The following is an 11,427-nucleotide window of genomic DNA, read 5'->3' on the forward strand; positions in this document are numbered from 1 at the left end:
TTGGTGTCCTTCGTGTGGTGATGACAGGGTCAGCGGCGGCGGCCGCGTTTGACGTCGAGCTGCTCGAACCGGGGCACGTCGCCGTCCTGGACGCGCCGCCAGGCCCTGGCGTACAGGTCGGCCACGGGTTCGCCGGGCACGAGGAGGCCGCCGAGGCCCGCGTCCGGGGTGAACATCGGGAGCTTCCACTGCTCCAGCGGGAGCCGTGGCGTGCGCTCCTCCGACCAGCCGCCGGTCAGGAACAACGAGCGTCCTGCGCGGGCGCGCACGGCCTGGACGACCAGGTCGGTGCGGGCCAGCTCGGCCCGCGCGGCCTTGAGCCGGGCCGGCTTCCAGCCGGTCCACCGGGCGGTGTTGCGGTCGGTGGGGTCGGGCATGGCCAGCAGCATCAGGTAGACGGCGGCGGCGTCCTCGCCGAGGCCGTGCGCCTTGGCGACGTCCACCACCAGGTCGGGCACCGAGCGGGTGGGGTCCTGCGGCCACCAGGTGCCGTCGGCGTCCCGGTCGCCCTGCGCGGGGTCGCCGGGGTCGGCCAGCAGCGCCGCGAAACGCGGGTCGAGGGCGGTGCGCAGCGCGGACACGGCGGGGAACGAGCCGTTGAGCCCGATCAGGGCCCGCAGGTAGGGGTCCTCGCCGGCCGGGTCGAGCAGGTGTGGGCGGAGCGCGGGCGAGGGCTGGCTGTCGTAGGTGGCCATGACGAGCGCGCCGTACCGTTCGTAGCCGTCGCCGACCTCGGTCGGCGTGCCCGCGACCTTCTTGAACGCGGGCAGGCCGACGTACTCGTCGAGGTCGATCAGCAGCCCGGGGTGGGCGAGCCGGTCGCGGACCGCCGACAGGGCGGCGGGCAGCCCGGCGCGCAGCGGATCCCCGGCCGGCAGCCGGTGGGCCAGCCAGGCGGCCGTGGCGACAGCCGTGACCAGCGACCCACCGCCGAATCCGGTGCCCTGGCCGACGGGGTGGACGCGGTCGCCGCGCACCTCCCACTCCAGATCCACGCTCAGCTCGGGAGCGGCGGCGGGGTCGAGCACCGCGCGCAGGGCGTGCGCCGGGTCGCCCTCGACGGTGCGCAGCGCGCGGGCGGCCTCGCCGAGCAGCCATTCGGGCAGGGCGAGCCGCTGCCCGAGGTGCTCGTTCCACACCCGCGCGGCGGCGGCCACGTCGGGGCCGTCGGTCCACAGGCGGGCCGGGTCGGCGGGCAGCAGCGCCGCGGTGACGGCCTGCCGCACCCTGGCGCCGAGGGCGCGCAGCTCGTCCTTGGCGACGGCGGCCTCGGCCACCTTCACGCCGATCGTCGCGCGGGCCTCCTTGTCGAGGAAGGTCCGCTCGTAGGTGTCCACCTGCGGGAACCCGGCCACGACCAGCCGCGCGGCGGTCCTGGAGACCCCGGTGAGCCGGGCGAACTCCTCGGCGGCGGCGTCGTGCCAGGGGGCCGGGCCGCGCGCGGCCAGCTCGGCGAGGAACGCCGCGAGCCAACTCGCCTCCCGGTCCCCGCCGACGGGCGAGGTGTCGCGGACGGTGTAGGGCGCGGGCACCTCGAACACCCCGGCGGGGTCGTGGCACAGCGCCGTCCATTCGAGCCCGTCGACGTCCGTCTCGCGCAGGTCGAGGAAGGCGACGAACGCGCCGCCGCCCAGCGGCAGCACGCCCGAGAGCGAGCCGTCCGCCGGGGCGCCGTCCGCGCCCACCAGGTGCTCGCGCCTGAGCGTCACCGTCATGCGGCGCCAGCGGGACGAGCCGGCCGCGACCGGCAGGCCGCCGTCGCCCAGCTCGCCGAGCAGCAGGCCCAGCGCGTCCCGGTGCCCGGCCGGGGTGGTCGGCGCCGCGCACCGGTACGCCACGGCGGCGCAGTGGTCGAGCAGACGCTCCCACCGCAGGCCGGAGACCGGCATTCCGGGCAGGCGGAGATGGTTGGCCACCTGCGGGCGGTCCTGCCCGGCGGTCACGGCCCGGCCCACCGCGCGGATCTGCTGGACGGCGGCGTCGATGTTGTGACGGTGGTGGCCGCGGCCGTCGCCGATGCCGTTGAGCGCCTCGTCCAGCAGCAGGTCGGTGGGCCCGGACGGGCCCCGCTCGGCGGCCGGGTCGCCGGCCAGCGCGCGATTGAGGTTGGCCACGACGGTGCGCACCGCGTCCTGCTGGGTGGCGGCGAAGCCGACGATCCCGGCCACGCCCTTGACCAGCGCCTCGTGGGTGATGCCCGGCAGCAGCGCGCGGACGGCCGCCGTCAGGTCGGCGCCGTGCGGCGTGGCCGCTTCGAGCAGGGCCGCGGCGGTCTCGCGGTCCGCGCGGCGCAGCGCCGCCGAGCCTTCGAGGTCGCGGGGGCGCAGGCAGTACCAGTAGCGCTCGGGCGGCAGGATGGGCGTGCCCGCGCCGAAGGCGCCCGGCTTGGCGTCGGTCCGGTACTCGGCCAGGACGACGCCGTCGGCGTCCACGAGGCTGATCCGGTAGCTGCTGCGCACGACGGCGCAGGCCCGCTCCGCGCCCGGGAACGTCAGCACGCGCACCGGCACGCCGGCGTCCGGCGGCAGCGTCACCGAGACGCCGGACAGGTCCTCGGCGCGGTGGGAGCCGTCGGGCAGCCTGACCACGCTCAGGCCGTACAGGCCGTCCACGGGGGCGCCGACCGGGGTGGGCTCGTCGGAGGGCGCGGGCAGCAGCCAGCCCTCGGTGGGGTGGACGTCCGGGGTGCCGGCCAGGAAGCCGGGCAGCGACTTCCTGCCGACGCCGCCGCCGGCGGGGTCGAACTCGTACCAGCCGCTGTCGTGTTCCGCCCGGATCCACGTCCAGAACGACGTGCCGTCGGTGAGCAGGTGCCGCTCGTCGGGGACGGCCGTGTCGCCGGCGTGCAGCACGCCGTACCCGGTGGTGCGGCCGCCGCCGGGCACGGCCAGGCTGACCGGGTCGTCGCCCTGGTAGTAGTCCAGCCGCGTGCCCCGGCTCCGGTCGGTCCCGTCCAGGTCGCGCACCTGGTCGGCGGAGGTGTGCCAGTAGCCGCGCAGGCCGTTGGCGCGGTCGCGGGAGTCCCAGTAGACGAGCAGCTCGCCGTCCACGTAGTGGAAGCCGGGATCGCTCCAGGTGTCGTCCCTGGGGACGCGCAGGTCGTGGGTGAGCAGGACGCCGTCGGCCGAGAGCACCCGGGCCTGCGCGGTGCCCGCGACGACCAGATTCGGCCAGGCGTCGCTGACGACGAGGTCGTCGATGTCCTTCTCCGGCACGAGCTGGGTGGCGGCCTGCTCGAAGGCGGGCCAGCCCAGCTCGTCGATGACGCCGGAGCGCAGGGCGCGGGCCAGCACCCCGGCCACGTCGGCGTCGGTCACCGCCTGGCGCACCTCGTCCTCGGCCAGGGCCAGGGCCTCGCCGGGCAGCCAGGACAGGCAGCAAAGGGCGTCGGGCAGGTTGGACAGGCCGGCGGCGGCCGACCGGCGGGCGACCAGGCGTACCCACTCGGCCAGCAGCGGACGCCCGCCCGGCGAGGCGGCCAGGGCGCGGACGGTGGCCCTGCCCTCGTCGTCGGCGTCGAGGTGGTCGGCGCCGCGCCGGAAGGCGGTGTGGAAGCGGCCGTCGGCGGCCAGGGCGAGCAGGTCGCGCCGGTCGTCGTGCCCCGCCCAGTGCGTCAGCCGGAGCCGGGCGCCGTCGCCGGGGTCGGCCAGCGGGATGCCGAGGGCCAGCAGCAGGTCGATCAGGTCGGCTTCGTCGTCGACCGCGATCGTCGTGCCGGTCGCGGTCAGCTCGGCGCGCAGCCGGTCGGCCATGCGCTCGATCAGGGCGTGCAGCGCGGGCAGGTGCGGCGCGACGCCCCAGGCCCGCCGCCGCGCGGCGAGGAACCTGCGCAGCCAGCCGGCGGCGCCGTCGGCCGAGCGTTCCGCCTCGGGCACGTCGGTGTGCAGGCCGGCGGTCGCGCCCGCGCTCTCCAGGATGTCGAGCCAGATGCCCGGCAGCTCCCGGTCGTGGCTGTCGGGGATGACGTTCAGCAGCGTGCCGCGCAGCTCCGGCCGCTGCCTGGCCAGCGCCGCGACGGCCGGGGCGTGGGACTTCCACCAGCCGGTCGGGGCCTGCATGGCGGCCGGCAGCGCCAGCACCTCGGCCAGGTAGTCCTGCTCGGCCGCCGCGGCGTCCACGCCGGCGGCCTTGGCGAGCCTGCGGATGTCGGCGGCCATCTGCGCCGCGGGTGCCAGCCCGCCGGCGGTCCTGCGCACGCACAGCCGCGCGTACCTGTTCAGGGCCTCCGCGGCGGGCAGGCGCGCGGTCAGCTCCTTGGCGTACCCGGACAGCACCTTGACCGGCAGCGCCCCGGCCAGCGCGAACTCCAGGAACACCGCGTCGAGCCGGTCGTCGTCCACGGGGAGGCCGTGCTGGGCCTCGGCCCGGCGGGCGGCGGAGAAGAGCTGCCCGGCGTACTGGGCGTTGTCGGCCGCGGCGAACACGCGGGCGGCCTGCTCGTAGAAGGTCGGCAGGAAGTGCGGGACGGACGCGGCGAGCTGCCCGGCCAGGCGCTGGTAGGCGTCGAGCGCCATCTTGGGCTTGGTCCTGGCCTGCCGGGCGACGCGCTCCAGCTCCGGCACGACGGCCAGGGCGTGGTGCCCGTCCTGCGGGTGGTGGACCAGCACCCATTCGGGGAAGCCGAGCGAGCGCCGCAGGCCCAGGCCGACCACCGCGGCCTCGCCCTCGGGCACCAGGCCGAGGAAGCCGCCCACCGCGTCCTCGGCGCCGCTCAGCTCCTCGGTGACCAGGCGCACGATCACCCGGTCGTCGAGGCCGGGGTGCCGGTAGGCGCGGGCGACCAGCGGCACGGCCCGCTCCCCCGCGCCCTCGGTGCCGGCCGGCAGCACCGCGCCGGCGTCGAGCAGCTCCCGCGCCTCGGCGTTCTGCGAGATGTCCCCGGTCATGCGCTCTTCCCCTCTTCGACCTGCCGGCCGGCGTGCAGCGCGGCGGCCATCCTCATGCCTTCCGACCAGGCGACCGGGCCGACCTCGCGCAGCGTGAGCGTCCGGCCGTCCTGGTCACGCCAGGTGAGATCGCCCGTGGACGTCTCGCTGTCCCAGTAGGGCTCGCCGATCCAGACGGCGGCCTCGGTGAGCCGGCCGGCGTCGCGCACCTGGCAGGTGGCGAAGCCGCCGGAGACGCGGTAGCCGAGCTGGGTGGCGCGGGCCGCCACGCCGAACCTGGAGGCGTACGTGCCGCCCGCGAAGTCCTTCACCTGGCGCACCCCTTCGCCCTGGTCGGCGGGCTTGCGCCAGATGGCCCGGTGGATCTGCTCGACCTTCTGCGTGATGCCCAGCTCGGCGGCGAACTCGCGCAGGTCGTCGAGGTCGGGCAGGAGCACCGGGTGCGGCAGCGTCACCGTGCGCGGGGCCAGCCTGACGGTCTCGCCGTCGAGGTTGACCATGCGCAGCTCGCCGGAGGCGGTCGCGTCGCGCAGGAAGCCCACCTCGTCGGGGTCGTCGCCGACGACGGCCACGTCACGCAGCGCCGTCTGCCAGGCCTCGTCCGGCCACACCCGGGCGATCAGCTCGGTCGGCACGGGCAGCGAGGACACCATCCAGGCGTCCACGTGCGCCACGCAGGACGCGGCGTGCCGGTCGAGCCATTCGGCGAAGCGGCGCAGCCGGTCCGCCTCGGGGTGCTCGCGCACCGCCTTCGGCAGCGTCTTCAGCTGCCGTCCGGCCGAGCGGCCGGACGTGGACCTGGCCGTGACCCGGCCCTCTATCAGGGCGACCTCGTACGCGTCGCCCGCCGCCAGCCAACCCAATTGCCGCCGCCTCTCCTCGTGCAGCCATGGCATGCAGCCATGCCGTCAGGCCATGGGGATGTGTCGCGGCGCGGATCTCCCGCCGCCACGTTGCGCGGAACGTTATCGGCGATCACTGACAAATGCCTACCGACTGCCCGACGGGCCGGTTACGGCGCCGGGTCCCCTCGGCGAGCGGGGGCCGGTCCGGGACGGCGTGAGTTCCGTGCGTACCGCCCAAAGACCGCGCGTACCGCCTACGAACCGTCCGTACCGCCTAAAGAGCAGGGCAGGATCGGCGCGCGCAGGCTACGGGCGCGGACGGCGGGGGTAGGCCATTCCGGGCCGGGCGCGCCGACCGGGGAACGGGCGCGCGGCTCGCTCGACGGGGGGATGGCCGGTGAAAGTCGTCGTCGATCTGACGCGTTGCCAGGGGTACGGGCAGTGTGCCTTCCTCGCGCCCGACGTCTTCACCATGCGTGAGGAGTCCCTCCTGTACGACCTCGACCCCGGCGACGAGCGGCGCGAGCACGTGCTGCGCGCGGCGGCGGCCTGCCCCGTCCAGGCCATCCACCTCGACTGGACGGCCACCCGGCTCACCCCCGAGCCGCCCGGCCCGCCGGCGCGCGGGATGACCGACGGGCGCATCGTCATCGTCGGCGCGTCCTTGGCCGGAGCGCGGGCCGCCGGCGTGCTCAGGCGGGAGGGCTTCACCGGGTCGCTGACCGTGATCGGCGACGAGCCCGCCGAGCCGTACGACCGGCCGCCGCTGTCCAAGCAGGTGCTCATGGGGCAGGTGGCGCCCGACCACGTCATGCTGCCCCACCTGCGCGAGGTCGAGGCCGACTGGTTGTGGGGCACCCGGGCGACGGGCCTGGACGTGGCCGGCAAGCGCGTCCTGCTGGCCGACGGCCGCGAGGTCGGCTTCGACCGGGTGCTGCTGGCCACCGGCACCCGCGCCCGGCCCTGGCCGCACGAGGAGCAGGCCCGGCTGGCGGGCGTGCACACGCTGCGCTCGATGCGGGACGCCGCCGGCCTGCGGGAGGCGCTGGCCGCCCGCCCCAACCGGGTGCTCATCCTGGGCGCCGGGTTCACCGGCAGCGAGATCGCCTCGGTCTGCCGCGAGCTGGACCTGCCCGTGACGGTCGTCGAACGCGGCCCGGCCCCGCTCGTCAACGCCCTCGGCGGCGTGATCGGCGACGTCGCCGCCCAGCTCCACCGCGAGCACGGCGTGGACCTGCGGTGCGGCACCACGGTCACCGCGCTGGAGGGCGACGCGCAGGGGCGGCTGCGCGGCGCCCAGCTGTCGGACGGCAGCACGGTCGAGGCCGAGGTCGCCGTCGTCGCGCTCGGCTCGGTGCGCAATGTCGAGTGGCTGCTGGACTCGGGGCTGGCCGCCGGCGTGTGGGGCGTGGCCTGCGACGCCGGCTGCCGCGCCGTGGACACCAACGGCCTGGTGACCGACGACGTCTTCGTCGCCGGCGACATCGCCCGCTTCCCGCACCCGCTGTACCAGTACCAGTTCATGACGCTGGAGCACTGGGGGAACGCCGTCACCCAGGCCGAGATCGCGGCCCACAACATGGTCAGCGACCAGACCCACCGCTGGCCGCACCTGTCGGTGCCGGTGTTCTGGTCCAGCCAGTTCGGGGTCAACATCAAGTCGGTGGGCGTGCCCACGTTCGCCGACGAGCTCGTCGTCACCCAGGGCTCGACGGACGAGCGCCGCTTCGTCGCCGTCTACGGCTACAAGGGCCGGGTCACCGCCGCGGTCACCTTCGACCAGGGCATGTGGCTGGAGTTCTACCAGCGGCTGATCGAGCGGGCCACGCCCTTCCCGCCCGCCTTCCGGCACGTGGACATGCGGGGGGACGCGCGGCCCGTACCGGCCCGGGTGCCCGAGCGGCTGGTCGCGGCCGAGGGGGCGACGGTCGTGGTGACCGGCCACGACCCGGCCGAGCGGCGCGCCTCGCTGCTGCACACGCCGCAGAGCTGACCCGGCAGGAACTCAAGGACAGGAGTGCAGGACATGACCTCGGACGCCGCCATGCAGCGCATCCTCGACCCGGCCGGCCGCGCCGACCCCTACCCGTCCCTCGGGGAGCTGCGCCGCAACCCGGTGACGCGCCTCGCGGACGGCTCGTACGTGGTCAGCACGTACCGGGAGATCGTCGAGCTGCTGCACGACCCGCGGGTCAGCTCCGACCGCCGCAACCTGGCCGACGCGCCCGAGGAGCCGGAGCACGCGCCCGCCTTCATCAGGCTCGACCCGCCCGAGCACGACCGGCTGCGCCGCCTGACCATGCGCCACTTCGGCCCGCCGCACTCGCCAGGCGTGGTGGACGGGCTGCGCCCGATGATGCTGGCCACCACCACCGAGCTGATCGACGCCCTGGCCGGCAAGAACCGGGCCGACGTCGTGGACGAGGTCGCCTACCCGCTGCCGATCGCCGTCATCTGCCGGCTGCTCGGCGTGCCGGCCGAGGACGAGCAGCAGTTCCACGCCTGGGCCGACCAGATCGTCGAGACGCTCGGGCCGGGCGAGGAGAACCGGGCCGAGCGGGCCCGCGAGCGCCAGGCGGTGTCGCAGAACCTGGAACGTTACCTCGCCGGGCTGGCCGAGGCGCGGCGGCGGGAGCCGGGCGACGACATGTTGTCCGGGTTCGTCACCTACGAGGGCCCGGACGGCCGCATGACGCCCGAGGAGGTCGTCGCCACCTCCCTGCTGCTGCTCATCGCCGGGCACGAGACCACGATCAACCTCATCGCCAACGGCATGCTCACCGTGCTGCGCGACCCCATGCTGCTGGAACGCCTGCGCGCCGACCCCGACCTGGTCATCACCACGGTCGAGGAGCTGCTGCGCTTCGAGCCGCCCGTGCAGCTCGTCTCCTCCCGCGTCACCCTCGACGACGTGGTCGTCGGCGGCGTGACCATCCCGGCCGGCTCACCCGTCGTGCTGGCGCTGGCGGCGGGCAGCCGCGACCCGGCCCACGTGCGCGAGCCCGACCGGTTCGACCCGTGCCGCCGGCCGAACGAGCACCTGGGGTTCGGGGGCGGCGTCCACTACTGCTTCGGCGCGCCGCTGGCCCGGCTGGAGGCGCAGGTCGTGCTGGGTGAGCTGGTGCGCCGGGTGCGCAATCCGCGGCTGGTCGCCGACCCGCCGCCGTACCGGCCCAGCCCGGTGCTCCGCGGCCCTCGCCACCTCCTGATCGACTACGACGGCATCGACCCGGCCTGACCCGGCCACCCTGGAGCGGGAGCCGGGGGCCGCTGTCACTTCCTCCCGGTTAGGGCGTTTCGCGGGGTTGTGACGTTGATCTGTGACTTCGGGTGCAGTTGAATGAGCGGGTGCGTGCTGGGCGGGTGGTGTCTCCTGTTCTGGTTGGGCGGGAGAAGGAGCTCGCCCGGCTTGTCGCGCTGGTCGCCGGGGCGCCCGCCGTGGCCGTCGTCGAGGGCGAGGCCGGCATCGGCAAGTCCAGGCTGACGGCCGAGCTGCTCGGCGGTCCCGCGGTGGCGGGCCTGCGGGTGCTGAGCGGGGCCTGCGTGCAGATCAGGGAGCCGTTCCCGCTGGGCCCCGTCGTCGAGGCGTTACGCGGACGGGCGGCCGAGCTGGCCGGCGCGGCGCTGTCACCGGTCGCCGGGGCGCTGCGCGAGCTGCTGCCCGAGCTGGCCGGGGTGCTGCCGGAGACGCCGCCGCCGCTCGACGACCGGGCGGCCGAGCGCCACCGGGTCTTCCGCGGGCTCGCCGAGGTGCTGACCGCGCTCGGCCCCGCCGTCCTGGCGGTGGAGGACCTGCACTGGGCCGACGGGCAGACGGTCGAGTTCCTGACGTACCTGATGTCCGTGCTGCCCGGCACGTTGCGGGTGGTGCTGACGTACCGGAGCGAGGAGGCGTCCGGGGCGGTGCGGGCGATCACGGCCCGCGCCCCCGACACGATCACGGCCGAGCACCTGGTGCTGCCGCCGCTCGACGCCGCCCAGACCCGGGTGATGGCCTCGGCGATCCTCGGGGCCGAGGAGGTGACGGCCGAGTTCGCCGAGCACCTGTGCGGGCGGGCCTCCGGCCTGCCGCTGGCCGTGCAGGAGCTGCTGGCGCTGCTGCGCGACCGCGGCACGCTGATCCGGTGGGAGGGCGGCTGGGCACGGCGGGCCCTGGAGGAGCTCGACGTGCCGAGCGGCGTGCGCGCCTCGGTGCAGGAACGGGTGGCCCGGCTCTCCCCCGGCGCCAAGGAGGTGGCCGAGCGCGCCGCCGTGCTGCAGCTCCCGGTGCCCGTCGCCCTGTTGTCGGGGCCCGACGTCAGGGCGATCGACGAGGTGCTCGGCTCCGGGCTGTTCGCCGACACCGGCGGCCTGGTCGGGTTCCGTCACGTGCTGGCCGCCCAGGCGGTCTACGAGGCGATCCCGCTCGGCCGCCGGCAGGCCCTGCACGCCGCCGCCGCCGACACCGTACGCGAGCTGCGCCCGGTGCCGCTGGGCCGGCTGGCCCACCACCTGCGCCAGGCCGGCCGGGCCGGGCAGTGGGTGGCGGCCGCGATCGAGGCGGCCGAGCAGGCGTCCCGGCTGGGCGACGACGCCGAGGCCGCCCGCCTGCTGGAGGACGTCCTGCGCGGCGCCGACCTGCCCGCCGCCCGGCGGGCCGAGCTGACGGTGAAGCTGGGCTGGGCCGCGCTGGAGCTGCTGCGCCCGCCGCCGGTCGCCGACCTGGTCACCGGCGCGCTGGAGCAGGACGTGCCGCCCCCGCTCCGCGGCCACCTGCGCCTGCTGCTCGCGCTGCACCTGGAGCGCACCCGCACCGACGGCGCCCGCATCGGCGAGGCCTTCGCGCGGGCCGCCGACGACCTGGCCGGCGAGCCGGGGCTGGCGGCGTGGGCCATGGCCGGGGTCGGCCGCCCGCCCAGCGGCCTGCCGCCGGAGGAGAGCAGGTCGTGGCTGGAGCGGGCGCTCGCGACCCTGCCCGCGGTCGCCGACCCGGCCATGCGGATGCTGGTGCTCGGCAAGATCGCGATGATCTTCGTGGTGCTGGGCGACCCGCGCTGGGCCGTGCTCGCCGACGACCTGCTGCGGGAGACCGGCGGACGGCGGCTGCTGCGCCGCGAGGTCAACGCTTACCGCTCCATCGGGGGCGCGGCCCTGTTCAGCGGGCACCACCGGCGGGGCCGCCGCCTGCTGACCGCGGCGGTCGAGGAGGGCGCCGAGCCCGACCTGCGCGCGCGGCTGGAGCTGCGCTGCCTGGTGAACCTGGCCGCGGCCGACTACTTCGAGGGCTCCTGGCAGGGCCTGCCGGCCAGGCTCCAGGAGCTGCGCGACCAGTTCGGCGACGAGCCGCACGAGCGCATCCTCCTCGACATCGTGACCGCCTGCCTGGCCGTGGTGCAGGGCCGTCAGGAGGCCGCGCTGCCGTCGCTGCTCGACGCCGCCGCCGAGGCCCGTACCCGGGGGCAGTACGACGACCTGGTGCTGCCGCTGACGATGTCGCTGCGGCTGAGCGCCGCGCGGGGCGAGCCGGAGGCGGCGATCGAGGCGGCCGTCGAGGCGGGCCGCCACTGGGAGGCGAGCGAGCTGTGGCCGGTGGCGGTCCGCGCGCTGCCCGCGCTGACCGAGGCGCTGCTCGTGGCGGGCCGTCCCGAGGAGGCCGCCGACGTCGTCGCGCGGCACGCCGCGCGGCTGGCCGGGCGCGACGCGCCGCTGGCCGGGCC

Annotated in this window: 5 protein-coding genes; 3 read left to right on the top strand and 2 right to left on the bottom strand. The window is 76.1% G+C overall.

The genetic code is table 11. The features are described 5' to 3' along the window. Positions 1 to 29 precede the first annotated feature (29 nt). On the bottom strand, positions 30 to 4,886 hold the full coding sequence (locus tag ABT158_RS45895) for a DNA-binding protein (protein ID WP_352364859.1): 4,857 nt from the start codon (positions 4,884 to 4,886) through the stop codon (positions 30 to 32). Further along, entirely contained in the window at positions 4,883 to 5,782 is a 900-nt protein-coding gene (locus tag ABT158_RS45900; protein ID WP_352364861.1) for a DUF4132 domain-containing protein, read from the bottom strand. The genes ABT158_RS45895 and ABT158_RS45900 overlap by 4 nt, the downstream gene beginning before the upstream one ends. A 346-nt stretch (positions 5,783 to 6,128) precedes the next feature. On the opposite strand from ABT158_RS45900, the gene ABT158_RS45905 reads away from it, so the two are divergent. From ABT158_RS45905 to ABT158_RS45915, 3 genes are all read left to right on the top strand, one after another. Beyond that, the gene (locus ABT158_RS45905) at positions 6,129 to 7,724 is read left to right on the top strand and encodes an FAD-dependent oxidoreductase (RefSeq protein ID WP_352364863.1); all 1,596 of its coding nucleotides are present in this window, start codon (positions 6,129 to 6,131) and stop codon (positions 7,722 to 7,724) included. A gap of 33 nt (positions 7,725 to 7,757) precedes the next feature. Then, positions 7,758 to 8,969: a cytochrome P450 gene (locus ABT158_RS45910; RefSeq protein ID WP_352364865.1), complete on the top strand. Its 1,212-nt coding sequence runs from the start codon at positions 7,758 to 7,760 to the stop codon at positions 8,967 to 8,969. 128 nt (positions 8,970 to 9,097) lie between these two features. After that, positions 9,098 to 11,427: ATP-binding protein (locus tag ABT158_RS45915; protein ID WP_352364867.1), on the top strand; the 2,330-nt coding region annotated here is incomplete at its 3' end.

Origin of the sequence: Nonomuraea sp. NPDC001636 (genome assembly GCF_040298265.1) — a bacterium.
Taxonomy (GTDB): domain Bacteria; phylum Actinomycetota; class Actinomycetes; order Streptosporangiales; family Streptosporangiaceae; genus Nonomuraea.

Coding starts and splice junctions, on each gene's coding strand:
- ABT158_RS45895 (WP_352364859.1), bottom strand. CDS start 4,886: ATGACCGGGGACATCTCGCAGAACGCCGAGGCGCGGGAGCTGCTCGAC.
- ABT158_RS45900 (WP_352364861.1), bottom strand. CDS start 5,782: ATGCCATGGCTGCACGAGGAGAGGCGGCGGCAATTGGGTTGGCTGGCG.
- ABT158_RS45910 (WP_352364865.1), top strand. CDS start 7,758: ATGACCTCGGACGCCGCCATGCAGCGCATCCTCGACCCGGCCGGCCGC.